A 25,761-nucleotide genomic window follows, 5' to 3' on the forward strand; every position below is an offset into this window, starting at 1 on the left:
GACCCATGACTGTAGAGGCGCATAAAGAACGCCACGGTTTCCAGACCGAAGCCAAACAGCTGCTGCACTTGATGATCCACTCGCTCTACTCCAACAAGGAGATTTTCCTGCGCGAGCTGGTTTCCAACGCATCCGACGCCGCCGACAAGCTGCGTTTTGAGGCGCTCTCCAAGCCTGAGTTGCTGGAAGAGGACCCGGACCTGCGCATCCGTATCGAATTCGACAAGGATGCCCGCACCCTCAGCATCACCGACAACGGCATCGGCATGAGCCGCGATGAAGTGATTGAGAACCTCGGCACCATCGCCCGCTCCGGCACCGCCAATTTCATGCAGAACCTCTCCGGCGACCAGAAGAAAGACGCGCATCTGATCGGCCAGTTTGGGGTGGGTTTCTACTCCGCGTTTATCGTCGCCGACAAGGTGGACGTGTTCACCCGCCGCGCCGGGCTCGACGCCAGCCAGGGCGTGCATTGGGAGTGCAGCGGCGAGGCCGAGTACTCGGTGGAAAATGTGGAGTGGCCGAACCGCGGTACCCGCGTGGTGCTGCACTTGAAGGACGAGGCCCAGGAATACGCCGACGGCTGGCGCCTGCGCTCCATCATCAAGAAGTACTCCGACCATATCGCCATCCCGGTGGAGATGCTGAAAGAAGAGCACAACTTCGGTGAGGATGCGGACAAGAAAGAGGACAAGGCCCCGGAATTTGAAGCGGTCAATGCCGCCCAGGCCCTGTGGACCCGTCCGCGCTCGGAGCTGAAGTCCGAGGAGTACAAGGAGTTCTACAAGCACATCTCCCACGACTTCGACGATCCGCTCACCTGGAGCCACAATCGCGTCGAAGGCAAGCTGGATTACACCAGCCTGCTGTATATCCCTGCGCGCGCGCCGTTCGATCTGTACCAGCGCGACGCCGCCCGCGGCCTCAAACTGTATGTGCAGCGCACGTTCATCATGGACGACGCGGAGCAGTTCCTGCCGCTGTACCTGCGCTTCGTCAAAGGGGTGCTGGACTCCAACGATCTGCCGCTGAACGTCTCCCGCGAGATCCTGCAGAAAGACCAGAATACCGACGCCATCAAGAGCGCGCTCACCAAGCGTGTGCTGGACATGCTCGACAAGCTGGCGAGCAAGGATGCGGACGAATACCAGAAGTTCTGGGATCTGTTTGGTTCTGTGATGAAAGAGGGGCCGGCGGAAGATTTCGCCAACCGCGAGAAAATCGCCAAGCTGCTGCGCTTCTCCTCCACCCACACCGACAACGCCAAGCAGGACCAGTCGCTGGAAGCGTACGTTGGCCGCATGAAAGACGGCCAGAAGCATATTTATTACGTGTGCGCGGACAATTTCGCCACCGCTAAGTCCTCACCTTATCTCGAGGTCTTCCGCAAGAAGGGCATCGAGGTATTACTGCTCACCGACCAGGTGGACGAGTGGTTTGTCGGCCATATGCGCGAATTTGACGGCAAGCAGTTCCAGGACGTGGCCAAGGGCGCGCTGGATCTGGGCGATGCAGAAAATGCCGACGACAAGGCCGAGCGCGAAAAAGTCGAGAAAGAGGCTGGCGCTCTGGTAGAGCGGGTCAAAGAAGTGCTGGCGAGCCGCGTGGAAGAGGTGCGCGCGACCACCCGTCTGGTGGATTCTCCCGCCTGTCTCGTGGCCAGCGACAACGATATGGGCCTGCAGATGCGCCGTATCCTGGAGCAGGCCGGTCAGACCCTGCCGGATGCAAAGCCGATCTTTGAATTGAACCCCAACCATCCGCTGGTGCAGCGCCTGGATCAGGAGCAGGACGAGGACCGCTTTGCGGATCTCACCAACATCCTGCTGGATCAGGCCAATCTGGCGGCAGGCAACCAGCTGGAGGATCCGGCGGACTATGTGCGCCGTTTGAATGCACTGCTGCTGGAGCTCAATCGCTGAGTTTCCCGCGTTCGCACCGGCCGGGCACAGCGCCCGGCCGGTGCTGCCCCCTGATTGTCTTTCCCATCCCTCCTGCGCGGCAGACCCAACGCACTGCGCTATATTTGCTAATTGATTATCTGCTAACCACTTTTTTGCGCGAAATGACGCTGAAACGGTGACAAATCACGGTGAACTTGGCAAAAACGATCAAATTTCTCCTCGGTCGTTGGGTGCCGGCATCCGCCTCCGTATAATCCCCCGCTGCAAAGCAAGAATCACAGAGCGTTATGACCCAGAAAGAAGTAACTTCAAGCGCCCCTGAATCCCGCTACACCGTTGCGGTACTTGGTGGCGGCAGCTTCGGTACGGCGATTGCCAATATCGTCGCTGGTAACGGCCACGATACCCGGCAGTGGATGCGCGACGCGGAACGCGCCGAAGCCTGTATGGCCAATCGGGAAAACCAGTGCTACTTGCCGGGCGTTGCCCTCGATCCCGGGCTCAGGGTCACCAGTGACCTGGAGGCGGCCGTGTGCGGTTGCCAGATCGTGTTTGTCGCCATTCCCAGCGGGTCCTTCCGCGAGGTAATGCACCGTGCGGCACCCGTACTGGCACCCGGAACCATGCTGATTTCCCTGACCAAGGGCGTAGAGCACGACCGCTTTCATCTGATGAGCGATATCCTGCGGGAGGAAACCGAGGGCATGCGCGTGGGGGTGCTGAGCGGCCCCAATTTTGCCAAGGAGATCGTCGCCGGCCACTACACCGCCACCGTGATTGCGAGCGAAGACGAGTCTCTCTGTACCACCATCCAGAAAGTACTGCACTCGGAGACCTTTCGCGTCTATTCCAGCAACGATGTGTTCGGCGTGGAGCTGGCGGGGGCGTTGAAAAACATTTACGCGATTGTCACCGGTATGGCGGTCGCACTGGGGCGTGGCCAGAATACAATCAGCCTTCTGATCACCCGCGCACTTGCGGAAATGATGCGTTTTGCCGAAGCAGTGGGCGCAGATCCCATGACCTTTATCGGTCTTGCCGGCGTTGGCGACCTGATCCTCACTTGCTCGTCGGACCTGAGCCGCAACTACCGGGTGGGTTACCTGGTGGGCAAGGGCAAAAAACTGGATGACGCGGTGGCGGAGATCGGCCAGGTGGCCGAGGGCGTAAACACCGTTCGTCTGATTAAGGCGAAAGCGGACGAACTGGGCGTTTACATGCCCTTGGTTTCCGCAATTCACGCCATATTATTTGAAGGTACCCCGATCCCCACGGTCATTCGTGAACTGATGTCCGGGGCGCAGACCTTTGATGTGGCTTATTCGGCCAAACCCTGAGTGGATTTCCCGAGTGGAACCCCTGAATACGGAACTACCGATGGATAACGAACAAATAAAGCGCAACCTGACGTCGACCGATCACTGGCTGCGGCTGGTGTTCATGGTGATGTTTGTCATACTGCTGGAAGTGGCCGGGGTCGTAATGCTGGCGACCATCGTCCTGCAATTTCTTTTCGCGATTGTATCTGGCGGGCCGAACGACAACCTTCGCCAGCTCGGCAATCAGATTGCATCCTATATTTACCAGACCCTGCAGTTCCTGATTTACAACACGGAAGAAAAGCCTTTCCCGTTTTCGGAGTGGCCGCAGGACTGAAACGATACCGGACTACGGTGCTTCCTGATTGCCGGCCCGAGTGGCCGGCTGTCTTTGGTGTTGTATTTAACGTCGACTTTAACAATGGTGCCCAACAACGGACTGGTGAATGCCCATGAGCAATGAAGAACTGAAACGAAACCTGACCTCTACCAACCAATGGCTGCGCCTGGTTTATATGGTGCTGTTTGCGGTGCTGCTGGAAGTTGCCGGCTTTGTCATGCTGGCTGTGATTATTGCCCAATTCCTGTTCGCCATTTTCAGCGGGGGGCCAACGACAATCTGCGCCGTCTCGGCGACCAGATTTCCACTTTTATCTACCAGAGCCTGCAGTTTCTTATCTACAACACCGAGGAGAAGCCTTTTCCCTTCTCTGAGTGGCCGGAGTCTGAGGAGGAAGATCTCTCCTCTTATGAAAGCGCGGAGGAAATCGATGGCGAAGTGATCGGCAGTGACGATGTAGAGGTTACTGCGGAGTTTGAGGAAGTGGACGAAGCGCCGTCTGCCAGAGCTGAGCAGAAACCGCAGGAAAAGGCGGAAGAAAAGCCAGCGGAGAAAAGAAAGCCCAAGGCGGCGAAGTCCGGGGATGAAAGTGCGGAAGATGAAACCGTCATTGAACTCGGCAGTGACACCTCCGCAGATGTCGAAAAAAACACCGGCGACAAATAATCCCGGAGCGTGTCCACGAAGTCTGGCAGTCAGGATTTGACGGGAGAAAGTAGTGCTGTTGCTTGTCATGCGTCACGGCCACGCCGAGCCGTTCAGTAAGAGTGATGAAACCCGCGCACTCACGGAAGAAGGGCGCAAAGAAGTGGCCGCGGTGTGCGAGCAGCGCGCCTCGGAGCTGGCACAGGTGAAAACAATCTGGGCCAGCCCCTTCGTGCGCACCCGCCAGACGGCGAAGATCGTAGCGGAAACCTTCGAGCGCGAGGTGGAGATCCAGGAGGTATTGACCGGTGATACCCCGCTGGATGAACTGCTGGATGCACTGGCGGATGCGGATGAAGACCTCTTTCCACTGCTGCTGGTCAGCCATCAGCCGCTGGTGGGCAGCCTCGTCAACGGTCTGTGTGGCACCGGCGATGAGCATCCCATGGGTACCTCGAGTATCGCCTGTCTCAGTGCCGATGTGTGGGCCCGCGATTGTGCCGAACTCGAATGGTTGCAACATAAGCCATAGTCGGGCGTGAAGTGCGTTGTATTGGCCGTGGAAAAACGGCCATTGAGTCTGGCGCCTGCCGCCATTGAGCCGCGGTTTCCGGGCTGTCAGCATGAAGGGCCGATTTAGCGGAAGCTGCTGCCATGAGCCCATCCCCCCGAGAAATCATCCTGGATATTCAGGGCAACACCATCGCTGCGCGCCAGTGGGGCAATCCCGGTGGCGTGCCGGTCCTGGCGTTACATGGATGGCTGGACAACTGCGCCAGCTTCGATGCCATGGCGCCCCATCTGCTGAGTCAGAATCAGAGCCTCAATCTGGTTGCGGTGGATATGGCCGGGCACGGCCAGAGCTACCACCGTCACCGGGATGCCAACTACACCGTATGGACGGAAATTGAGGATGTGCTGGGCATGGCAGATGCCCTCGGTTGGCAGCGCTTTTCCGTACTGGCGCACTCCCGTGGTGCGGTAATCGGTACCATTGCCGCCGCCACTTTTCCCGAGCGTATAAACCGCCTCGCCCTGATTGACGGTCTTGTGCCGCCACCCACCACAGATTCCGAAGCCCCGGAAACCCTGCGCAAAGGCATTGAGCAGCGCGCGCGCTACCGCGACCGCCGCACCAAGGTATTTGCATCGCTGGATGTGGCCACGGCGGCACGCAAGAACGGCCTGTTCAAATTGAGCGACAGCGCGGCTCGCGCGCTGGTGGAGCGGGGCGTGCGTCCGTGTGAAGGCGGCTACACCTGGAGCAATGACCCGCAACTGCTGGCGAGTTCGCTGGCGAAACTGAATGAGGCGCAGGTGATGGCGTTTCTGTCCCGCGCCACCATGCCCATTCGTCTCGCATTGGGCAAAGAAGGTATTCAGGGCATGATCGAGCGTATCCGTCCCATTGCCGAACGCATACCGAATATAGAAATCCATGAATTTCCCGGTGGGCACCATCTGCACATGGAGGAGAGTGCGGAGACCATTGCCCGGTGGTTTCTGCCGTTTCTTGAAGCGAAAATCTAACCGGACTATCGTCGGCCGAAAAGCCAGGGGGGGGAGGGCGTAGCACTCTCGTCTCGTTGGCCGGCCGATTGACGCTGTGTGTTTTTTTCAATATTAAGACGTGGCGAAATCGTTCAGCCTGGCAATGATGACCGGCGTAATGGAGGCCCGGGAGCACCCCTGTGTGCCGCTGCACCTCGATGCACCGGTATTTCGCCGATAGCATCGAACTGGATCTAGACGATCTGGTTTGATTCAGCTCTATAACATCTCCCGGTACGGCGACCCCATGCAAAACCCCATCTACATCGGCAACTGGCTGCTCGACGTTCACGAGGGAACGCTGGTGGACGGCGACGTCGCACGACGGCTGGATCACACGCCGCTGCAGCTGCTGTTGTGCCTGATTCGCCACGCCGGAGAGGATGTCTCCAAGCAGCAGTTGCTCGACGAAGTGTGGCCCCGCAAGGTGGTGACGGAAGATGCGATTTCCGTGGCGATCAGCCAGGTCCGCAAGGCGCTGGGAGACAATGCGCGGCGTCCCGCATATATCAAGACTTTGCCTGGGTATGGCTATCGCCTGATTGCGGCCGTTGCCGAGGCCCCCTCACCACGCCAGCCCCGCACCGGTTGGCACTGGCGTGTGCCGGTGTTGCTGTCGCTGTTGCTGGGCGTCACGCTGGCTGCTTCCTGGTGGCTGATATCCGGCAAGGTGACGTCAACCCCCATGCCGGTGGAGACTGCTGGAAGCTCGGCGCCGCCGGTGATCGCCGTGCTGCCCATCGGCAATCCGGGCGGAGATGCCGACAGCGCGGCACTGGCCGAGGGGTTCGCCGAATACCTGGTCGCCGGGTTGGCGCGTCACACCGGTATCCGGGTCATTTCCCACACGTCTTCTATGGTCTACCGCGACACCGGCAAGAAGCTGCCGGAAATCGCCGAGGAACTTCATGCCAGTGCGCTGGTGGAAGGCAGCGTAGTGCGACGTGGGGAGCAGATCGAGTTCTCGCTCAGGCTGATCGATTCGGCCAGCGATCATCTGCGGTGGTCGAAGGTTTTGTTAATGGACAAAGCCGGGCGCAATGCCCTGGCGAACACTGCAGAGGAGGTTGCCACGCAGCTGGCGGCTGCCGTTGCTGGTGAGAAGGCATCGCTACAGGAGGCTGGGAGGGCGCCATACCTGCCGCCGGAAAAGGCCCTGGAGCACTATCAGCTTGGGCGCTACCTCCTGTTGCAGGCGGAGCCCGAGTATGGGCGACGGGCCGTCACTGCCTTCGAGCAGGCCCTGGTCGCGGCGCCGGACTTCGCTCCGGCCTATGTGGGGCTGGCCCAGGCGCGGATACGCAGCCTGGGCGATGATAGCGAAGTGCGGCGTGCTCTGCCGGAGCTGCGGCAGCTGCTGGAAAAGGCTTTGCAACTGAACCCGGTACTTGCTGATGCGCATCTGGAGCTCGCTAACCTGGTGTTCCTCTACGAGTGGGATTTCCCCAGCGCTGAACGTCATTTCAAGAGTGCCCTGGCGAGCAATCCCAGCCACGGTCTGGCCCACTTCCACTACTCGCAGTTCTTGTTGGCCATGGGGCGTTTTGACGAGTCGATGCACGAGGTGCGCGCCTACCGGACTCTGGACCCTTTTTCCTACTCGGTGCCCTCGGTGGCCTGGATCTACAACATGATGGGCGCTTATCCGCAGGCACTGGCCGAACTGGACAAGCGGATGCCGCTGCAGAAACCCTCTCTGGTGCACCTGTGGTCGCGGCAGGCGATTCTGGAGAATATGGGCCGGGAGGAAGAGTCCTTCCGGGCGTATCTGCAGGTGTTGGCAGAAATGGACTACGGCGAGCGGGAACTGGCCGCCGCCGAGCGGGCCTTCGCGGAGAGCGGTCTCCGTGGCTTCTACCGCTGGCTGGCGTTTGAGAAACGGGAGCTGCGCAATATCGGCCAGTATCAGGCACCCCTTTCCCTTGCCCGTTACGCGGTGGCAGCCGGCGAGCAGGAGCGCGCCCTGGAGTGGCTGCAACAGGCGCTGCAGGCCCGGCAGCTGGAGCTGCTGTGGGTTGCGGTCGATCCCAAATACGCACCACTGCGGGGCCGGCCGGAATTCACCGCGCTGCTGCGCCAAATAGGGCTGCCCCAGGGCGGCTCTTACCCCTCGAACCACCCCTGAAACCACCCCGGGTGCCGCGCCCTCCCGTCCCCGCGGCACCTGCAAACACTGCTTCTAACTTATTGATTCCATTGACATTTGGAACTCCTTGGAACGCCTTGGGCCGATTTCAGGACGCCCACGGTACCTATCCCTAGTCTCTGCTCCCGATTGCAACTGAACCCGGTGCCAGCCTTGCCCCAGCGGGCCTGGTCCGGGTTTCCAAACGGGAACGACTGATGCTCAAAAACATTCTGATGGCACTCGCCCTGGCAGCCAGCGGGCTGCTGCAGGCGGAGACCGACAGTGCCCTGGCCTGGCAGTTCGAGGCGCCGGATATGGTGATCGGCAAGCCGGTGCTGGACGGGGACACCATTTACACCTCCGCCGGTAAACACCTCTTCGCGCTGGACAAGTCCGGACACAAACGCTGGCAGTACGATGCGGGTGCGGCAATCGCCGCGGCAGTGGCCCTCGCCGGCGAGCGAATACTGCTGCACGCGGACAACGGTGTGCACGCCCTGGACCGGCACGGCCGCCGGCTGTGGTTCTTTGCCGCGCAAGACGCCGAAGCCACCACCGACGGAACCAGTTGGGGCTGGGGCGAGGGCCGGTTCTCCCGCACCTGGGCCTGGTACCGCTCGGCACCGCTGGTGGTGGGGGAGCGGATTTTTGTCGGCATCGGTGGCGGCGTGCAGGCGCTGTCTCTCAGCGACGGTAAACCGCTGTGGCGCCAGGAAACCGGGGTAGTGCATACGGACCCGGTGCACCACGAGGGAATTGTCATCGTCGGCAGTTGGGACAACCACCTCTACGGACTGGATGCGCAGAGCGGCGACATTGCGTGGCAGTTTGTCGGCAGGCTGCCCCAGGGCGCCATGGCCGGCTGGGACGGCTGGCCGGGCTTCAACCTGACACCGCAGCTGCACGGGGGGCGCGTCTATGTGGGCAGCCGCGGTGCTTATTTTTATTCCATTGATGCCCGCACCGGCGTCGAGCAGTGGAGCAGCAAGTACGCCAACTCCTGGATCGGTTCCCCCGCCACGATCAGCGGCGGCACCGTGTATTTCGGCCTGTCCGACGGCCTCGGTGTGATGGGCCAGGATCTCAACAATGGGCATCTGAAATTCTTTGCCCCCACCAACCACCTTGTATTCGCGCAGCCGGCCATTGCCGGCCGGGAACTGGTTGTCGGCACTCTGGCCGGTGAACTGTTCGCCGTCGACCTCGAGACTGGCGCGCGCCGCGCCCTGTTCCAGTCCACTCGCAGCCGGGCCAATCAGGCGATCTACGTGCGCCCTGAAGGGGGTATTCGCATGGACGAAGAGGCGGAGAAAGACGGCAGTCATGCCGGCAGCGTTGCCTACATGCGGCGCATGCTCTCGGGTCTGGACGCCATCCTCAATCTCACTACCGATGGTTCATACGTTTATGCAGGTACCGCCGGAGGCAAGCTGTACGCGGTTCGCCTGTAACACGACGAAGCCTCCTTCTTCACTCAGCAGATAAAAGCAAAACAACCAAAAAAGCACCATAAGGAGCTCATGCGATGTATGACAATAAAAAAAGACTGTTGCCGGCAGCGATCAGCTGTGCTGTCGCGGTTTCTGTAACGGCCTCTTACGGCGTCCAGGCGCAAGAGGAGAGCTACGATGCGTCACTCGAAGAAATAACGGTCGTCGGCTTCCGCAAAAGTGTGATGGACTCCATCAGCACCAAGCGCGATGCCAAGTCCGTAGTAGAGGTCATCTCTGCTGAGGATATCGGCAAACTGCCGGATTCCTCCATCGCCGAAGCCATCTCGCGCTTGCCGGGCCTGGCCACCCAGCGCCTGGATGGCCGGGCCAGCCGTGTGACTATCCGCGGCTTCGGTGAGAACGAGAGCGCCACTACCTTCAACGGTCGCGAACAGGTATCCATCGGCGACAACCGCGGTGTGGAGTTCGACCTCTATCCCTCTGAGATCATGAGCGGTGTCACCGTGCACAAAACCCCAACGGCCAACATCGAGGCCGAAGGGATCGCCGGTGTGATCGATATGCAGACCGTCAAGCCACTCGAGCGCGGCGAGCGCGTGGTCAAGTTCAACGGCCAGCTGGAGCAGACCGGCTTCGACAAGCTGAATCCCGATGGTGAAGATCAGGGGCACCGCGCCACCATTTCCTATATCGACCAGTTTGCCGACGACACCATCGGTGTGGCCTTCGCTTACAACACCATGAGTTCTCCGAACCAGGAAGAGCGCTGGCACGCCTGGGGCTACCAGAATGTCGATGCCGACGGCCAGTCCTATTCCGTCATGACGGGCGCCAAGCCCCTGGTCCGCTCCTCGGTGCTGGAGCGCGACAGCGCGATGCTGGTAGTGGAATTGCGACCGAATGAAAAGCTGCAGACTACCTTTGATGCGCTGTACGTGGACTTCTCCGATCAGAAAATCCTGCGCGGTTTCGATATTCCCGTTTACATCGCAACCGAGGGAATCGCCAACGAAATCGACCCAGAGAGTGGCTTTATCACTTCTGGAACCTTCGTGGATATGAAACCGCTGGTTCGTAACGAAGACGAACACCGTGAAGCTGAACTGAACTCCTTCGGCTTCAACCTCAAGTACGATGTCAGCGAAGAGCTACAGCTCGAGTTCGATGCCAGTCAGTCCAACGTCAAGCGCGAAATCTGGAGCTTCGAAAGCTATGCCGGCACCGGTCGCGGAGACAGCCAGGGATTGCGCGATACCGTGACCTACAATATGGGCGCCGGAAATTCGGGTGCCATTTTTGAGCATGAGCTCGACTATGGCGATTATGACTTGATCCAATTGGGCGGCCCACTGAGCTGGGGTGGGGCGCTGAACGACAGGTATGACCTTGTCGGTACTGAGTGGGAAAACACCGCGCAAGACGGCTTTATCAATGCGCCGGAAGTCGACGACGAGTTGACCTCGCTGAAACTGGCCGCCTCTCAGCTTATGGATGTCGGAATCGTAAACGAAATCAGCTATGGCGTTTCCTACCGTGAGCGGGAAAAAAACAGACGCACCAAAGGCTACTATGTGACCCTGGATGCGTTCCCGGGCCGGCTGGTCGTTCCGGAAGAATACCGCCTGGGCACTGCCTCCCTGGACTTTATCGGCATGGGAGACGTTATTGCCTATGATGCCGCTGGCCTACTGGCGGATGGTTACTACGACCTGACCACCGAATCGGATATCAACCTCAACCATGTAACCGACTCCTACTCCGTTAACGAAACGGTTACTGCCGCGTTTGCGCAGGCAGAATTTGAAACAGAGGTTGGCGGTCTGTCGCTGGCCGGTAATGCCGGCCTGCGCTATGTCTATACCGAACAGCGCTCCAAGGGCTTTGCCGGTCAGGTAATCGACGGACGTGTCGTCGCCGAACCCACGGACATCAGCCACGACTACAGCCACCTCCTGCCGAGCCTGAATCTGTCGTTGGCTCTCGATGAGCAGCAGACCGTGCGCTTCGGGGCCGCCAAAACCATTTCCCGTCCGCGCATGGATCAAATGAACGCGTCGCTCAGCGTTGGCTACAGAGATGTAGCGGATGCCAATGGTAACTACTGGGGCATCAGTGGAGGCAACCCGTTGCTGGAACCTAAGGAGGCTGTGGGGGTAGACCTTTCCTACGAAAACTACTTCAGTGACGAGGGTTACTTCTCCGTGGCCCTGTTCTGGAAGGACCTGGACCAGTGGGTCTTCAACGGCACCTATGAAGTGGACCTGGTCGGCGTCGCCGATCCTCTCACCGGTATGGTTCCGGAGAATTCCAGGGCTAGCGGCAGTGGTAGCGTAAATGGTGGCGGCGGCACCCTGCAGGGCTATGAGGTTTCCCTGACCCTGCCGTTCAATATCTTCAGCGAGAGCCTGGATGGTTTCGGCCTGCTGGCCAGCCACACCGGTGTCAGCTCCGATATCAAAGATCAGAATGGCAACGACTTTCAGCTGCCGGGACTGTCCGACAGTATCCAAAACCTGACGCTGTACTACGAAAACTACGGTTTTTCGGCACGTACCAGCCTGCGCAAACGCTCCGACTTCAACGGTGAGGTCTACGGTATTGGCTTTGAATCCACCCAGGTCGACGTGCTGGGTGAAACCATCGTCGACGCGCAGATCGGCTATGACTTTGCCGACGCTGGCATCGGTGGTCTGGAGGGTTTGTCCGTATTCCTGCAGGGCGTAAACCTGACCGAGGAACCGTTCACCACACTGAGCGGCGACAATGAACTGCAGGTTCGCGACTACCAGAGCTACGGCCGCACCTATCTGTTGGGCGTCAGTTACGAGTTCTGACGAGCAGCGAGGTAGCGGATGTGCCCCGCTGGATCGGCGGGGCACATCCCTTTCAACAGAAAGGGAAAAACAGCAATGCTTTATTTTCTAAAGATCGCTCTCCTGCTGCCGGCGGTCGGCAGAGGAATAACTACATGATCAGGTTGGACGCCGGCCGCCAGATCCTGTGCCGGGCGGATTTCCCGACGCTGTTGTCGGGATTGACCGCCAGAGAACAGACCGGCCATTGAAAGGATGTAGTTGTGAAGACTCATGCTCCGCTGAGAGCGTTGGCAATGTTCGAGCAGCTGCTCGCCGGCGATTCTTTCAGGTCCATAGGCGCCAAGTACGGCTTGTGCCCCGAACGCGTGCGTCAGATCGTCAACCAGGTGCGCTGGCAACTGGTGCACCGGGAGTGGCCCTGCGGGGAAAATGGAGGTGACGCCTGCTGGAAGATACCAAGTATGCGCAAGCAAAAGCACTACTGGATTGCCAGGGCAAAAGAACTGCGATTGGAATACGCGAACGAGGTGAGGCAAAAGGATGCCTATGAAATACAGGTAGATACGCCCGTTTTTCGTGAGGGAAAAACCTACTAATAAGCTCTTCTTCGCATGAAAAATATGAGTTCACCGCGCAATGCAAATGGCTGTATTCCAAAATGATAATAAGGACTGATCATGAATTTGAGTAACACCGCAACCATGTTGCGGCTCTCCGTTGCCCTCGTCCTGCTGCTCGGTTGCGGACAATTGGCGACGCAGGCGATGGCGCAGACTGCGGGGAAAGCGCCGTTGGAATTTTCCTGGGACAATGCCAGCGTCTACTTCCTGTTCGTAGACCGTTTTCGCAATGGCGACCCAGGCAACGACCAGAACTACAACCGCAAGACCGACTACGGTTCGGCGCAGAAGAACGCTGCCACATTTCACGGCGGTGACATCGCCGGGGTGATCGAAAAACTTGAGGACGGTTATTTCCAACGTCTGGGGGTCAGTGCCATTTGGGTTACCGGCGTCTACGAGCAGATGCATGGCTGGGTCGGCGGTGGCAGTCGCAACGATTTTCCTCACTACGGCTACCACGGCTACTACCCCATGGACTTCACCTCCATGGACCGAAACTTCGGCACTGTCGAGGAGTTTCGTCGCTTCGTGGATCTGGCTCACGGGCAGGGCATCCGTGTCATTATGGATGCCGGTCTCAACCACCCCGGCTACAACACCCTGCTAGACGCGGTGCAGTTCGGGTTTGGTGATGTGGGGCTCGACGAGGCCAGCGCCCGCGAACATCGCGAGGGCTTCGATTATCTGGAACTGTTCCAGCTGTCAGAAAAACACCAGCGCGACCGCTGGTGGGGTGACGACTGGACACGCGCGCCGGACGAGGTAGACAAGGACCTGCTGACCGAAAGCATCTACGGCCTGCCGGACTTTCGCACTGAAAGCACGCAACCGGTGGCCATCCCCGACTTCCTGCGTCGCAAGTGGCAGCAAGAGGGTGACGCCACGCCCTGGGTCAACCCAAGCGCTGTGCCCTACCGCCGCGATCAGCCACTGGCGCCAGCCGACTATGTCATCCAGTGGCTCGCCGCCTGGGTGCGGGAGTTTGGCATCGACGGCTTCCGCTGCGATGTGATCGACAATGTAGACGCGCAGCGCTGGCAACAGTTGCATCAGGCCGCGAACGCCGCGTTGAGTCAGTGGCGGCGCACGCACCCCGAATCGCCCGCGTCACAATGGCGCGACGACTTCTGGATGACGGGCGATGTCTGGGACTCGGATATCCGCTTCTATCCCCAATATGCCGAGTTGGGTTTCGATTCCATCGTCAATTTCACCTTTCCCAAGAGTGGCGACCTGAGCCGTATCGGTGACATCTGGCAGCAGTACGCAGATCAGCTCAACAACCGTGCCGACTGGTCGACATTGAGCTTTCTGAATAACACCTACAAGCGCGACACCAACCCGGCCGATAGTATCGACCTGGGTACCAGCCTGTTGCTGGCACCCGGCGCGGTACAGATTTTTTACGGCGATGAAGTGGCGCGCAAAGCCGACGACTTGGGCGATATTTCCGATCCCATTCAAAACTACCGCTCCGATTACAACTGGGACAACCAGGATCAGGCAGTGCTGGCGCACTGGCAGAAGCTCGGCCAGTTCCGTCGCCGGCACCTGGCGATAGGTGCCGGTGCGCAGATTCGTATCGCGCAACAGACCTTCGTGCGGGTGCATGCGGCCAGCGGTGACAAGGTAATTATCAAACTCAGCGACCGGGCGCACGACAAGGTCGCCGTCGGCGACACCTTCGCCGACGGCACGCGCCTGCGCAATGCTTACACAGGAGAAGTGCAGCCAGTGCGCGATGGTTACGCCAAATTCCGTGTATTGAACCGCGTGCTGCTGCTGGAAGCACTCCCGAGTAACACTCTGGGAATCGAAGAAAATACATTGAACATCTGACATGTTCTGGAAAAAGAGAATCAATAGATGCACTGTGAAATGACGAAAATTTGGCTGCTTGCGCTTTTGTTTGCGATTGTTAATGTGCCCAGAGTTTACGCCGAGGATGCACTGACATATCTCAACCGCAATGGAGTGGACCCGGAAAGTTACATCATCCAGAAATTTGATCGCAGCGATGTTGTCCTGCTGGCGGAAGATCACGCGGTGCAGAACAATCTGCTGTTCGTGCAAGGGCTGATTCCCAAGCTCTATGATGCCGGCGTTCGCAATCTCGGCATGGAGTTTGGGGCCTGGGAGGATCAGGAAACGCTCGATGCTCTGCTCTCTGCGCCGGCCTACGACCCGCAGGCGGCCCGTGATTTGATGTACTCATACAATGTCGCCTGGCCTTATCGGGAATATCAGGATATGTACCGGGCCGCGTGGGCATTCAACAGAGGGCTACCGGAAGGCGCAGAACCATTCAGGATCCTGAATCTCAGTTACCGGTATGACTGGCGCCACTTCGGTGTTGGTGACGCGAGAACCCCGGAGAATATGAATGCAGTCTTCGCGAAGGGGACGCCCGATATGTATAGGGCGGAGGTAATTGAAAGAGAAGTGCTTGAAAAGAACCAGAAAATACTCGTTCTTACCGGCACCGTTCACGCGTTCAGCAGATTCGAGATGCCGGTGTTTAACTCCTGGAGTGACCATTTTTGTGATGTCGTAACGTGGACACTCGGCAATCGTTTGTTTCAAAAGTATCCGGATAGGGTGCTTTCTATCGCACTTCACCAGCCATTTCCCGCCAGGGCAAATAGCGGCAGGCGCCTGGTATCTCCAGCCAATGGAAAAATCGAACGGCTGATGCACGCGTTGGGAGGTGGCCCAATGGGCTTTGACCTGGACTCTCCGGTGGGTGCACTGACCGATAGCAGCAGTTATTCGATATGTGATGCGGGGTTTACCCTCAGGAAGCTGTTCGACGGCTATATCTATCTCGCGCCGCTTGCTGATCTTGAGGGGGCAACCGTAGACCCGGAATTCTTCACCGGGCGAGACTGGGAGGATATCCGGCAACAGCTTCCCGATCCCGACTTCCGCGGGGAAACAGCATCACTCGATGCACTGAAAAAACATATCCACGATTATGTGAATCTGAAATGGAGATATGGTGACGTGTTGTCGGAGCACTGAACCGATAGCGCCAGCTTCAGAGACGAATTAAGCGCGCGGGATGCTGCTTTGGCGCGAGGGAGCCACGATTGATCACGGCGATCGGGTTCAGAACGGTACCCGCTTCGAGTAGCTCGCTTTCTGCATGTCCCGCACTTCCACGGAAATTTCCGGCACTTCCGGTGCGGATTTGCACAGGCTGTTGAAAATGGCCGCGCTCAGCGCCTCTTTCTGCTCGGTGGTGCGGCCTTCCAGTATTCGCACTTCTGCATGGATAAACGAATTTCCACCACCTTCATCATTGCCGAGCGCGAAATCCCGATAGGGTACGGCGCGCGTTTTTATCGCGCTGGCGTTGAATAGCCCGGTGTCGCTCATGGCCCGCTGGCCATTTCTCACCAGGGTTGCGATGGAAATGGCCTCTTCCAGTTGCTGGGAGTATTCGATTACCAGATGGGGCATCGCCGTGCTCTCCTCGCTGCGGTTATCGGATCAGGGACAAAAACTCGGTTCTGGTGGCCTGCTGGCTGCGGAAGGAGCCGAGCATGGCGGAGGTCTTCATCACCGAGTTCTGTTTTTCCACCCCGCGCATCATCATGCACATGTGCTTCGCTTCAATGATCACACCAACACCGGCAGCGCCGGTGACCCGCTGGATGGTTTCGGCAATTTCTACCGTTAGCTGTTCCTGGATCTGCAAGCGGCGGGCAAACATGTCTACAATGCGCGCCACCTTTGACAGGCCCAGCACCTTGCCGTCGGGAATATAGGCGACATGCGCCTTGCCGATAAACGGCAGCAGGTGGTGCTCGCACAGGGAATAGAGTTCGATATCCTTGACCAGCACCATTTCGCTGCAGTCAGACGGGAAGAGCGCGTCGTTGACGATTTCTTCCACCGTCTGCTGGTAGCCGCGGGTGAGATACTGCATGGCCTTGGCGGCGCGCAGGGGGGTATCTTTCAGCCCCGGGCGCTCCGGGTTTTCGCCAATGGCTTCAATGATGTGTGCGTAGTGTTCTTTCATCAGTATGCTTCCAACGTCTCGCCCACAGAGGTGCCGCGCCGTGTGGCTGCGGAGGGCCGATGTTCAGGGGCTCCAGAGGGTGCGCTACCCTAAGCCTTTGTGCTGCGGTAGTAAAGTGGCAAAGAACCAGGTGCCAGTAATTAAGGAATTTCGCCAATGATAGAGAAACGTGAGTCCACTTTGCAGGATTTGCACACAGTGTTGGACTACATCCGCTGGGGCACCAGCCGCTTTAATGAATCAAAGCTTTGGTTCGGTCATGGAACCGACAATGCCTGGGACGAAGCTGTCTTGCTGGTCACTCACGCGCTGTACCTGCCGGTAGACAGCAAGCCGGACATTCTCGCCGCGCGCCTGACCATGGATGAGCGCAACCGGGTGATGGATATGCTGGAAAAACGCATCAACCAGCGCCTGCCGGCCCCCTATATCACCAATGAGGCATGGTTCTGTGACATGCCGTTTTATGTGGATGAGCGGGTGCTGGTGCCGCGTTCCCCCATCGGCGAGCTGATCCGCCAGCGCTTTGAGCCGTGGCTTGTCGAGGAGCCGCTGGCGATTCTGGATCTGTGCTGTGGCAGCGGCTGTATCGGTATCGCCTGTGCAGAGACTTTTCCGGATGCGCGGGTGGATGTCAGCGATATTTCCGCGGATGCCATTGAGGTGGCGCAAATCAATATCAACCGTCACGATCTGAACGAGCAGGTGCGGGCGGTGCAGTCAGACCTGTTTGCCGGGCTCGCGGGCTGCAGCTACGACCTGATTGTCAGCAACCCACCCTATGTGGATGCGCGGGATCTGGCGGAGATGCCTGCGGAATATCACGCCGAACCGGGGCTGGCACTGGGGTCCGGTGACGATGGCCTCGATTTCACCCGCCGCTTGCTGTTGGAAGCGCCGGATTATCTGCAGCCCGAGGGAATTCTGATTTGCGAGGTGGGAAACAGCTGGCTGGCGCTGGAGGAAGCGTATCCGCAGGTGCCGTTTGTGTGGCCCGAACTCGAGGATGGCGGTCATGGGGTCTTTATGCTGACCCGTGAAGACCTGCTGGCCTGTCGTCCGTTTTTTGAAAAGGGTGCCGGTTGATCGTTCAACCGGACTGCCGCGCCCGGAATCCTGCGAGCCTGCTGCGGCATATTCCTCTATAATGCGCGGCTTTCATCGACAAATATCGCTGAAAGAAATCGAATAATTCACTGGGGTAGGGAATTCCGGATATGTCGGGCAACACATTTGGCAAGCTGTTCTGTGTCACCACTTTTGGCGAGAGCCACGGCCCGGCGCTGGGCTGCATCGTCGACGGTTGCCCGCCCGGGCTGGAAATCTCCGCGGAGGAAATCCAGCTGGAGCTGGACCGCCGCAAGCCGGGTACTTCCCGCTACACCACCCAGCGTCGCGAGGCGGATGAAGTCAAAATTCTTTCCGGTGTGTTTGAGGGCAAGACCACCGGTACGCCCATCGGTCTGCTGATCGAGAACACCGACCAGCGCTCCAAGGATTACGCGAATATCGCCGAGCAGATCCGCCCGGCCCATGCCGATTACACCTACTGGGCCAAGTACGGCCTGCGGGATTATCGCGGCGGTGGCCGCTCGTCGGCGCGCGAGACGGCCATGCGCGTTGCGGCCGGCGCTATTGCCAAAAAGTGGCTGAAGCAGCAGTTCGGGATCGAGGTTCGCGGCTATCTGTCGCAGCTCGGTCCGATCAAGGTGGAGACGCTCGACTGGTCCCAGGTCGATCAGAACCCCTTCTTCTGCCCGGATGAAAGCAAGGTGCCGGAGATGGAGGCGTATATGCAGGCCCTGATCAAGGAGGGCAACTCCATCGGTGCGCGTATCTCCGTACACGCCAGTGGTGTCCCCGCTGGTCTCGGCGAGCCGATTTTCGACCGCCTGGATGCGGATCTTGCCCATGCGCTGATGAGCATTAACGCGGTAAAAGGCGTGGAGATCGGTGCGGGCTTCGCGTCGGTGGAGCAGAAGGGCACCGAACACCGGGATGAGATTACCGCAGATGGCTTCCAGTCCAACAATGCCGGTGGAATTTTGGGTGGTATCTCCAGCGGCCAGGAGATCATTGCGCATATCGCGCTGAAGCCCACGTCCAGCCTGCGTATTCCCGGTAAAAGCCTGGATATCAACGGCAACCCGATTGAAGTGGTCACCACCGGCCGCCACGATCCCTGTGTCGGCATCCGCGCAACGCCGATTGCCGAGGCGATGATGGCGATCGTGCTGATGGATCATGTGCTGCGCCAGCGGGGGCAGAATGGGGATGTGGAATTTGGTCTGAAGATTCCGGCGGGTGAGCCAGCCTGATTTCCGGCCAGGCCGGTAGATACAAAAAAGGCGGAGCGTTTGCGCGCTCCGCCTTTTTTATTGACTGCCGCCTGAGAATCAGAGGTGCAGGTTCAGGCCCAGGTAGGGGCCCTTGATTTCCAGATCGCTCTGCAATGCATCCAGTTCTTTCACATCCAGGGTCATGGAGCGGTAACCGGCCTCAATGGCAAAGTCCAGCGCGGGTACGAAGTCCCAGCGGATTTTGGCGGTGAGGTCGGTGTGGCGGTCGCCTTTGTAGCTGGTGCCGTTGCCCTGAGCGATGATGGACCAGCCGGTGAAGGGCAGGTCGAAGCGGGCTACGCCGTAGACCATGGGCAGAACGCCGGAGAGTTCGATGGTTTCAGATTGCGTATCGCCGCAGGGGGTTGAGGGAACAGTGGGAATGCATACGATCCCGCCCTGACCGGTCGCGTTAAATTCACCATCATACATGCGGGCGGTTAAGCCCAAATCCAAATTCACCCAGTTGTCGAGAATCTCATAGTACAGGGTGGCGTCGGTGTGAGTCAGGCTCATGTTCGCACTCACGGTGGAATACGCTCGGAACGTCTCATCGTCGAAGGTAACTTCGTCAGTGATCTCTGTAGAGCCATTGGTTTCAATCTTGCTGTGTGCCAACAGGATGTTCGGGATCAGCGGGATCGGGTGTTCCAGTGCAGCCTGAATAAAGGTGACGTTATCTTCGGCGAGGGCAAACTCGTCCACATTGAAGTTGTTGACACCGATGGTGCCGCTATAGGCCGGCTTCCAGGCACCCAGGGTGGCATCAAAACCGAGAATAGTGTCGGCGCTGGCACCGGCGGAGGCCAGGGCGGCGCAGAAGGCCAGGGTTATTTTTTTCATTGGAGTCTCTCCCATTGGATTTTGCGACGCATTCTACCGGGTTTACATGAAGTTTCCCTGACCAGTTGGCGATTTTGAGATTTTTTTACTCTGCATCTGACTGACCATTACACCTCGGTCAGAGCCCCCGCGCCTCCTTGAACAGCAGTTGCTGCAGCGCGTTGGCGGCGTTGCTCAGGGTGCGGTTGCGGTGGTAGATGATGCCGAGGTTGCGCACGATGCTCAGTTGCGGCATGGGCAGCTCGGCGAGGGTCTCGTCCACCAGGGTTTTCGGCAGTACGCTCCAGCCGAGGCCGACGCCCGCCATCATCTTGATGGTCTCGAGGAAGTTGGTGGCGAGTTTGGCGGTGAGCTTGAGGCCGTGGGCGTCGAACTCGCGCTTGATCAGTCGCCCGGTATAGGTGTTCATGTCCGGCAGGATGGCCGGGTACTGGGCGAGAGCCGGCAGGTCGAGTTCGGGCATCTGCGCCAGCGGATGATCCGGGGCGGCCACCACTACACAGGGGTCGGGCCAGATGATCTGGGCGTTGAGGCTGGGATAGTCCTTCAGCGCCAGGGTCACCACGGCGAGTTCGTATTCGCCGGCCATCAGGGCCTCGTAGGCCTGCTCGGAATCGAGGAAGTCGATATCCAGGGCGACGTCCGGGTAGCGGGTGCTGAAATCCTTCAATACCGGCGGCAGGTGGTGCAGACCCACGTGGTGACTGGTGGCAATGCGCAGGCTGCCGCCGATGGTTTCGCCGAGGCTCCTGAGTTCCCGCTCCGCGTCGCTCACCTCGTTGAGAATATGGCGGGCGCGCGGCAGCAGGGCGCGGCCGGCGTTGGTGAGCTGGAGTTTGCGGCCGATGCGGTCGAACAGGGGGGCGCCCAGTTGCTGCTCAAGGGAGGCGAGGCGCTTGCTCACCGCGGGCTGGGTCAGATGCAGCTGCTCCGCGGCTTCCGACACGGAGCCCTGTTCTGCGATGGCGAGGAAGGCTCTAAGCCACTGAATTTCCATGGTATTTGCCTACCTTGTTGGCGTATTCCAAAAACGAATGCGCCATATAATAAATATAAATTGATGTTATTCAATGCCCCCCCTAGACTCCCGCATGTTATCCATAGAGGAGATGGGGCTATGGGCCACCCTGAAAATAAGAAGCAGACGCTCTACGACAAGCTCTGGCAAGACCACCTTGTCAAAAGCCGCGACGACGGCACCGCACTGATTTACATCGACCGTCACCTGATTCACGAGGTGACCTCACCACAGGCATTCGAAGGCCTGCGCCTGGCGGGCCGCAAGCCCTGGCGTACGGATTCCGTGGTGGCCACCCCGGACCACAACGTGCCGTCCGACGCTGCAGAGCGCGCCGGAGGTATCGAAGGTATCCAGGACGAAGTGTCCCGTATCCAGGTCAAGACCCTGGACGAGAACTGCAAGGATTTCGGCATCGTCGAGTTCGGTATCAACGATCCCGGTCAGGGCATTGTGCACGTGATCGGCCCTGAGACCGGCGTGACCCTGCCGGGTATGACGGTGGTGTGTGGCGATTCCCATACCTCTACCCACGGCGCGCTGGGCGCACTGGCCCACGGTATCGGCACCTCCGAGGTGGAGCACGTGATGGCCACCCAGTGCCTGATCCAGAAAAAGATGAAGAACATGCTGGTGCGCGTGGACGGTGAACTCGGCCCGGGCGTGACCGCGAAAGATGTGGTACTGGCAATCATCGGCAAGATTGGCACCGCCGGCGGCACCGGTTATGCCATCGAGTTCGGTGGTTCCGCGATCCGCGCTATGTCCATGGAAGGTCGCATGACCATCTGCAACATGGCCATCGAGGGCGGTGCCCGTGCCGGCATGGTGGCGGTGGACCAGATCACCCTGGACTACGTGAAAGGCAAACCCTACGCGCCCAAGGGCGAGCAGTGGGATCGCGCGGTGGAAAACTGGAGCCGGTTGCACTCGGACGACGGCGCGCACTTCGATGCGATCGTCGAGCTGAAAGCGGAAGAGATTGAGCCGCAGGTGAGCTGGGGTACGTCACCAGAGATGGTGGTGCCGGTAAACGCTGTAGTGCCCAATCCTGCGGACGAGAGCGATGCCACCAAAAAAGCCGGTATCGAGCGCGCGCTGGAATACATGGGGCTGAGCGCTGGCCAGAAGATTACCGACATCAATCTGGACCGCGTATTTATTGGCTCCTGCACCAACTCCCGTATCGAGGACCTGCGCGCGGCGGCGGAAGTGGCCAAGGGCCACAAGAAAGCCGACAGCGTGAAGCAGGTACTGGTGGTGCCCGGTTCCCAGTCTGTGAAAGCGCAGGCAGAGAAAGAAGGGCTCGACAAGGTATTTATCGAGGCGGGCTTCGAGTGGCGCGAGCCCTCCTGCTCCATGTGCCTGGCGATGAATGCGGACAAACTCGGCGCCGGTGAGCACTGTGCCTCCACGTCCAACCGCAACTTTGAAGGCCGTCAGGGTTACGGCGGCCGCACCCATCTGGTGAGCCCGAGTATGGCGGCGGCGGCGGCGATTGCCGGTCATTTTGTGGATGTGCGTGAATTTGGGGGGGTGAAATGAAAGCGTTTACTCGGGTAACCGGCGTTGTCGCGCCGATGGACCGCGCCAATGTGGACACGGATCTGATCATTCCCAAGCAGTTCCTGAAATCCATCAAGCGCACCGGCTTCGGCCCGAACCTGTTCGACGAGCTGCGCTACCTCGATGAGGGGCAACCCGGTCAGGATTGCAGTCAGCGTCCGCTGAACCCGGATTTCCCGCTGAACTTTCCGCGCTACAAGGGTGCCTCCATTCTGCTGGCGCGCAAGAATTTCGGCTGCGGTTCCAGCCGTGAGCACGCGCCCTGGGCGCTGGACGATTACGGCTTCCGCGCGGTGATTGCGCCGAGTTTTGCGGATATTTTCTTCAACAACTGTTTCAAGAACGGCCTGTTGCCGATCGTTGTTGACGAAGACACCGTCGAGCAGTTGTTCCAGGAGATGTACGCGGACGAAGGCTACCAGCTGACCATCGATCTGGAGAAACAGCAGATTATCAAACCTGACGGTGAAACCATTGCGTTTGAGGTGGATGAGTTCCGCAAACACTGCCTGCTGAACGGCCTCGATGATATCGGTCTCACTCTCGAGGATGCGGACGATATTCGCGCGTACGAAGCCAAACGCCGCGAACAGGCGCCCTGGTTGTTTGACGCGGTGAAGTGATCGCGCAAAGGAATAAAAGGAATACAGGAAACGCTGATGAGCAAGAAAATCATGATCCTTCCGGGCGACGGTATCGGCCCGGAAATTGTCGAGCAGGCAGTAGCGGTGCTGAAAACCGCCGATGAAAAGTTTGGCCTGGGCCTCGAATTTAGCGAAGGCCTGATCGGTGGTGCGTCTATCGACGCCCACGGTGAGCCGCTGACCGATGCCGAGCTGAAAAAGGCCGGCGAGTGCGATGCGGTGCTGCTGGGTGCGGTGGGTGGCCCCAAGTGGGACAAACTGGATCGCGCCATTCGCCCGGAAAAAGGCCTGCTGAAAATCCGCAGCGGTCTCGGCCTCTACGCCAACCTGCGCCCGGCCATTCTGTATCCGCAGCTGGCCGATGCTTCCTCGCTGAAACCGGAAGTGGTTTCCGGTCTCGACATCCTGATCGTGCGCGAACTTACCGGCGGTATTTATTTCGGTGAGCCGCGCGGTATTCGCACGCTGGAAAACGGCGAAAAGCAGGGCTTCAACACATACGTATATAAAGAGTCCGAAATCGAGCGCATCGCCCGCACCGCGTTTGAAGCGGCGCAGAAGCGCGGCGGCAAGCTGTGTTCCGTGGACAAGGCCAACGTGCTGGAAGTCACCGTGCTGTGGCGCGAGGTACTGGATCGCCTGGCACCGGAATATCCGGATGTGGAGCTTTCGCATATGTACGTGGACAACGCGGCGATGCAGCTGGTGCGCGCGCCCAAACAGTTCGACGTGATGGTGACCGGCAATATGTTCGGCGACATCCTGTCCGACGCCGCCGCCATGCTCACCGGCTCCATTGGCATGTTGCCTTCCGCGTCGCTGAACGAAAGCGGCTTCGGTCTGTACGAACCCTGCCACGGCAGTGCGCCGGACATCGCCGGGCAGGGTATTGCCAACCCGCTCGCTACCATTCTTTCTGCGGCAATGATGCTGCGTTACTCGCTGGATATGGGTGACGTTGCAGATGCGATCGAGGCGGCGGTGAGCAAGGTGCTGGATCAGGGGCTGCGCACCGCCGACATCTACACCGAAGGCTGCAAAAAAGTCTCCACCGCCGAAATGGGTGCCGCCGTCGTCGCCGCCCTCTGAGAGGCCTCATTAATTACGTCATCCCGGTCTCTTTATTCATGCGGCGCGGCCGCTCCGGGATCCAGTAAACAAACAGATTCAACAGGGTAAAGAAATGAACAAAGTAGGATTCGTAGGCTGGCGCGGTATGGTCGGCTCCGTTTTGATGGGCCGCATGCTGGAAGAAAACGACTTCGCGCACATCGCCGAGCCGGTATTTTTCTCCACCTCCAATGCCGGCGGCGCTGCGCCGGATATCGGCAAGGAAGTTGCGCCGTTAAAAGACGCCTACGATCTGGAAGCGCTGGCGGAGCTGGATGCGATCGTCAGCTGTCAGGGCGGTGACTACACCAAGGAAGTCTTCGGTAAATTGCGTGAAAGTGGCTGGAACGGTTACTGGATCGACGCCGCCTCCAGTCTGCGCATGGCGGACGACGCCATCATTGTACTGGACCCGGTGAACCGCGATGTCATCGACCGCGGCATCGAGTCCGGCGTGAAAAACTACGTCGGTGGCAACTGCACCGTCAGCCTGATGCTGATGGGCCTGGGCGGCCTGTTCAAGGCGGGCCTGGTGGAGTGGGTCAGCTCCATGACGTATCAGGCGGCCAGCGGCGCCGGCGCCAAGAACATGCGCGAGCTGATTTCCCAGATGGGTGCGATCCGCGACGGCGTGGCCGCGGAACTGGCGGACCCCGCCAGCGCGATTCTGGATATCGACCGCAAGGTGGTGGAAACCATGCGCGGCGGTGACTTCCCCACCGCGGAGTTCGGTGCACCGCTCGCCGGCAGTCTGCTGCCGTGGATCGACACCCAGCTGGAAAATGGCCAGAGCCGCGAGGAGTGGAAGGCGCAGGTGGAGGCCAACAAGATTCTCGGCACCAGCGCTACTGTGCCGGTGGACGGTACCTGTGTACGCATTGGCGCCATGCGCTGCCACAGCCAGGCGTTTACCGTGAAGCTGAAAAAAGATGTGCCGCTGGCAGAAATCGAACAGTTGATCGCCTCTGCCAACGACTGGGTCAAAGTCGTGCCGAACGACCGCGCCATCACCGTGAAAGAGCTGACTCCCACCGCGGTAACCGGCAAGCTGGATATTCCGGTGGGCCGCCTGCGCAAGCTGAGCATGGGGGGGGAGTACCTGAACGCATTCACCGTAGGTGATCAGCTGCTGTGGGGCGCCGCCGAACCGCTGCGTCGCGTACTGCTGATCCTGCTCGGCAAGCTGTAAGTCACCTTAAAAATCTACTGCGCGTGCGTCTGGCGGCACCCGGCGGTGCTCAGAATGCTCATGTATTACTCATACATTCCGTTTCTTGCGCTCCGGCGGGTACCACCAGACACCCGCTCGCGACGATTTTAAAGGCGCCTTGAGACTTTATAGCGCGCAATTCGCTGCCCCTGGCTGGGGGCGGCTTCCCTCCGTCCGCGTCACGCGTATAATCCCCGCATTTTTCACGCTGCTGAATTTATCGCCGA

General features: G+C 59.2%; 22 protein-coding genes and 1 pseudogene. 19 read left to right on the plus strand and 4 right to left on the minus strand.

Translation table 11 applies throughout. From position 1 onward, the window contains the following. Positions 1 to 5: 5 nt before the first annotated feature. The 13 genes and pseudogenes from htpG to GNX18_RS01640 all read left to right on the plus strand — a co-directional run bounded on the left by htpG (position 6) and on the right by GNX18_RS01640 (position 15,801). On the plus strand, positions 6 to 1,922 hold the full coding sequence (gene htpG, locus GNX18_RS01585; protein WP_166215038.1) for a molecular chaperone HtpG: 1,917 nt from the start codon (positions 6 to 8) through the stop codon (positions 1,920 to 1,922). 269 nt (positions 1,923 to 2,191) lie between these two features. Further along, on the plus strand, positions 2,192 to 3,241 hold the full coding sequence (locus GNX18_RS01590) for an NAD(P)H-dependent glycerol-3-phosphate dehydrogenase (RefSeq protein WP_138236398.1): 1,050 nt from the start codon (positions 2,192 to 2,194) through the stop codon (positions 3,239 to 3,241). A gap of 40 nt (positions 3,242 to 3,281) precedes the next feature. After that, positions 3,282 to 3,560, plus strand: coding sequence for a DUF4389 domain-containing protein (locus GNX18_RS01595; protein WP_138236399.1), 279 nt, complete (start codon positions 3,282 to 3,284; stop codon positions 3,558 to 3,560). 178 nt (positions 3,561 to 3,738) lie between these two features. Next, a pseudogene (locus tag GNX18_RS19520) lies at positions 3,739 to 3,875 on the plus strand (DUF4389 domain-containing protein); the annotation flags it as partial. A gap of 126 nt (positions 3,876 to 4,001) precedes the next feature. Then, entirely contained in the window at positions 4,002 to 4,229 is a 228-nt protein-coding gene (locus tag GNX18_RS19525) for a hypothetical protein (protein ID WP_240914392.1), read from the plus strand. A 52-nt stretch (positions 4,230 to 4,281) separates the two neighbouring features. Then, positions 4,282 to 4,740 carry a phosphohistidine phosphatase SixA gene (gene sixA / locus GNX18_RS01605; protein WP_138236401.1) on the plus strand — a complete coding sequence of 153 codons (459 nt, stop codon included), beginning with the start codon at positions 4,282 to 4,284 and terminating at the stop codon, positions 4,738 to 4,740. Positions 4,741 to 4,862: 122 nt separating this feature from the next. Beyond that, complete coding sequence (locus GNX18_RS01610) at positions 4,863 to 5,738, plus strand: alpha/beta fold hydrolase (protein ID WP_166215040.1); 876 nt, start codon at positions 4,863 to 4,865, stop codon at positions 5,736 to 5,738. A 268-nt stretch (positions 5,739 to 6,006) separates the two neighbouring features. Beyond that, positions 6,007 to 7,884 (plus strand): winged helix-turn-helix domain-containing protein, encoded by a 1,878-nt coding sequence (locus tag GNX18_RS01615; RefSeq protein ID WP_166215042.1) that lies wholly within the window; start codon positions 6,007 to 6,009, stop codon positions 7,882 to 7,884. 218 nt (positions 7,885 to 8,102) lie between these two features. Beyond that, positions 8,103 to 9,338 carry a PQQ-binding-like beta-propeller repeat protein gene (locus tag GNX18_RS01620; RefSeq protein WP_138236404.1) on the plus strand — a complete coding sequence of 412 codons (1,236 nt, stop codon included), beginning with the start codon at positions 8,103 to 8,105 and terminating at the stop codon, positions 9,336 to 9,338. Between the two features lie 74 nt (positions 9,339 to 9,412). Beyond that, positions 9,413 to 12,175, plus strand: a complete 2,763-nt coding sequence (locus tag GNX18_RS01625) for a TonB-dependent receptor (protein ID WP_166215044.1) — start codon at positions 9,413 to 9,415, stop codon at positions 12,173 to 12,175. Between the two features lie 242 nt (positions 12,176 to 12,417). After that, positions 12,418 to 12,753, plus strand: a complete 336-nt coding sequence (locus GNX18_RS01630; protein WP_166215046.1) for a hypothetical protein — start codon at positions 12,418 to 12,420, stop codon at positions 12,751 to 12,753. 81 nt (positions 12,754 to 12,834) lie between these two features. After that, positions 12,835 to 14,619, plus strand: a complete 1,785-nt coding sequence (locus GNX18_RS01635) for an alpha-amylase family glycosyl hydrolase (RefSeq protein ID WP_166215048.1) — start codon at positions 12,835 to 12,837, stop codon at positions 14,617 to 14,619. A gap of 27 nt (positions 14,620 to 14,646) precedes the next feature. Next, the gene (locus GNX18_RS01640) at positions 14,647 to 15,801 is read left to right on the plus strand and encodes a hypothetical protein (RefSeq protein WP_166215050.1); all 1,155 of its coding nucleotides are present in this window, start codon (positions 14,647 to 14,649) and stop codon (positions 15,799 to 15,801) included. A gap of 87 nt (positions 15,802 to 15,888) precedes the next feature. Here the strand turns inward: GNX18_RS01640 and GNX18_RS01645 are convergent, their stop codons facing one another. Next, complete coding sequence (locus tag GNX18_RS01645) at positions 15,889 to 16,242, minus strand: 5-carboxymethyl-2-hydroxymuconate Delta-isomerase (protein ID WP_138236409.1); 354 nt, start codon at positions 16,240 to 16,242, stop codon at positions 15,889 to 15,891. Between the two features lie 22 nt (positions 16,243 to 16,264). Continuing rightward, complete coding sequence (gene folE / locus GNX18_RS01650) at positions 16,265 to 16,804, minus strand: GTP cyclohydrolase I FolE (protein ID WP_138236410.1); 540 nt, start codon at positions 16,802 to 16,804, stop codon at positions 16,265 to 16,267. Positions 16,805 to 16,960: 156 nt separating this feature from the next. On the opposite strand from folE, the gene prmB reads away from it, so the two are divergent. Continuing rightward, positions 16,961 to 17,890 carry a 50S ribosomal protein L3 N(5)-glutamine methyltransferase gene (gene prmB, locus GNX18_RS01655; protein ID WP_166215052.1) on the plus strand — a complete coding sequence of 310 codons (930 nt, stop codon included), beginning with the start codon at positions 16,961 to 16,963 and terminating at the stop codon, positions 17,888 to 17,890. Positions 17,891 to 18,021: 131 nt separating this feature from the next. Further along, complete coding sequence (aroC, locus tag GNX18_RS01660) at positions 18,022 to 19,122, plus strand: chorismate synthase (protein WP_138236412.1); 1,101 nt, start codon at positions 18,022 to 18,024, stop codon at positions 19,120 to 19,122. A 78-nt stretch (positions 19,123 to 19,200) separates the two neighbouring features. On the opposite strand, the gene GNX18_RS01665 is transcribed toward aroC, so the two are convergent. Continuing rightward, positions 19,201 to 19,986, minus strand: coding sequence for a TIGR04219 family outer membrane beta-barrel protein (locus GNX18_RS01665; RefSeq protein ID WP_166215054.1), 786 nt, complete (start codon positions 19,984 to 19,986; stop codon positions 19,201 to 19,203). Positions 19,987 to 20,104: 118 nt separating this feature from the next. Next, positions 20,105 to 20,983, minus strand: coding sequence for a LysR family transcriptional regulator (locus GNX18_RS01670; protein ID WP_105101491.1), 879 nt, complete (start codon positions 20,981 to 20,983; stop codon positions 20,105 to 20,107). Positions 20,984 to 21,103: 120 nt separating this feature from the next. Here GNX18_RS01670 and leuC point away from each other — a divergent pair, with 120 nt between their 5' ends. The 4 genes from leuC (at position 21,104) to asd (ending at position 25,513) form a co-directional block, all read left to right on the plus strand. Then, entirely contained in the window at positions 21,104 to 22,549 is a 1,446-nt protein-coding gene (gene leuC / locus GNX18_RS01675) for a 3-isopropylmalate dehydratase large subunit (protein ID WP_166215056.1), read from the plus strand. Then, on the plus strand, positions 22,546 to 23,193 hold the full coding sequence (gene leuD / locus GNX18_RS01680; protein ID WP_166215058.1) for a 3-isopropylmalate dehydratase small subunit: 648 nt from the start codon (positions 22,546 to 22,548) through the stop codon (positions 23,191 to 23,193). Before leuC ends, leuD begins: the two co-directional genes overlap by 4 nt. 36 nt (positions 23,194 to 23,229) lie before the next feature. Further along, entirely contained in the window at positions 23,230 to 24,303 is a 1,074-nt protein-coding gene (gene leuB / locus GNX18_RS01685) for a 3-isopropylmalate dehydrogenase (protein ID WP_138236416.1), read from the plus strand. Positions 24,304 to 24,397: 94 nt separating this feature from the next. Beyond that, positions 24,398 to 25,513, plus strand: coding sequence for an aspartate-semialdehyde dehydrogenase (gene asd / locus GNX18_RS01690; protein WP_166215060.1), 1,116 nt, complete (start codon positions 24,398 to 24,400; stop codon positions 25,511 to 25,513). Positions 25,514 to 25,761 lie beyond the last annotated feature (248 nt).

The organism is Microbulbifer sp. SH-1, assembly GCF_011326135.1.
GTDB classification, from domain to species: Bacteria; Pseudomonadota; Gammaproteobacteria; order Pseudomonadales; family Cellvibrionaceae; genus Microbulbifer; species Microbulbifer harenosus.

Excerpts from the sequence above, each read along its gene's own strand:
- htpG (WP_166215038.1), top strand. The coding sequence starts at position 6 with ATGACTGTAGAGGCGCATAAAGAACGCCACGGTTTCCAGACCGAAGCC.
- GNX18_RS01590 (WP_138236398.1), top strand. The coding sequence starts at position 2,192 with ATGACCCAGAAAGAAGTAACTTCAAGCGCCCCTGAATCCCGCTACACC.
- GNX18_RS01595 (WP_138236399.1), top strand. The coding sequence starts at position 3,282 with ATGGATAACGAACAAATAAAGCGCAACCTGACGTCGACCGATCACTGG.
- GNX18_RS01610 (WP_166215040.1), top strand. The coding sequence starts at position 4,863 with ATGAGCCCATCCCCCCGAGAAATCATCCTGGATATTCAGGGCAACACC.
- GNX18_RS01615 (WP_166215042.1), top strand. The coding sequence starts at position 6,007 with ATGCAAAACCCCATCTACATCGGCAACTGGCTGCTCGACGTTCACGAG.
- GNX18_RS01620 (WP_138236404.1), top strand. The coding sequence starts at position 8,103 with ATGCTCAAAAACATTCTGATGGCACTCGCCCTGGCAGCCAGCGGGCTG.
- GNX18_RS01625 (WP_166215044.1), top strand. The coding sequence starts at position 9,413 with ATGTATGACAATAAAAAAAGACTGTTGCCGGCAGCGATCAGCTGTGCT.
- GNX18_RS01635 (WP_166215048.1), top strand. The coding sequence starts at position 12,835 with ATGAATTTGAGTAACACCGCAACCATGTTGCGGCTCTCCGTTGCCCTC.
- GNX18_RS01640 (WP_166215050.1), top strand. The coding sequence starts at position 14,647 with ATGCACTGTGAAATGACGAAAATTTGGCTGCTTGCGCTTTTGTTTGCG.
- GNX18_RS01645 (WP_138236409.1), bottom strand. The coding sequence starts at position 16,242 with ATGCCCCATCTGGTAATCGAATACTCCCAGCAACTGGAAGAGGCCATT.
- folE (WP_138236410.1), bottom strand. The coding sequence starts at position 16,804 with ATGAAAGAACACTACGCACACATCATTGAAGCCATTGGCGAAAACCCG.
- prmB (WP_166215052.1), top strand. The coding sequence starts at position 16,961 with ATGATAGAGAAACGTGAGTCCACTTTGCAGGATTTGCACACAGTGTTG.
- aroC (WP_138236412.1), top strand. The coding sequence starts at position 18,022 with ATGTCGGGCAACACATTTGGCAAGCTGTTCTGTGTCACCACTTTTGGC.
- GNX18_RS01665 (WP_166215054.1), bottom strand. The coding sequence starts at position 19,986 with ATGAAAAAAATAACCCTGGCCTTCTGCGCCGCCCTGGCCTCCGCCGGT.
- GNX18_RS01670 (WP_105101491.1), bottom strand. The coding sequence starts at position 20,983 with ATGGAAATTCAGTGGCTTAGAGCCTTCCTCGCCATCGCAGAACAGGGC.
- leuC (WP_166215056.1), top strand. The coding sequence starts at position 21,104 with ATGGGCCACCCTGAAAATAAGAAGCAGACGCTCTACGACAAGCTCTGG.
- leuD (WP_166215058.1), top strand. The coding sequence starts at position 22,546 with ATGAAAGCGTTTACTCGGGTAACCGGCGTTGTCGCGCCGATGGACCGC.
- leuB (WP_138236416.1), top strand. The coding sequence starts at position 23,230 with ATGAGCAAGAAAATCATGATCCTTCCGGGCGACGGTATCGGCCCGGAA.
- asd (WP_166215060.1), top strand. The coding sequence starts at position 24,398 with ATGAACAAAGTAGGATTCGTAGGCTGGCGCGGTATGGTCGGCTCCGTT.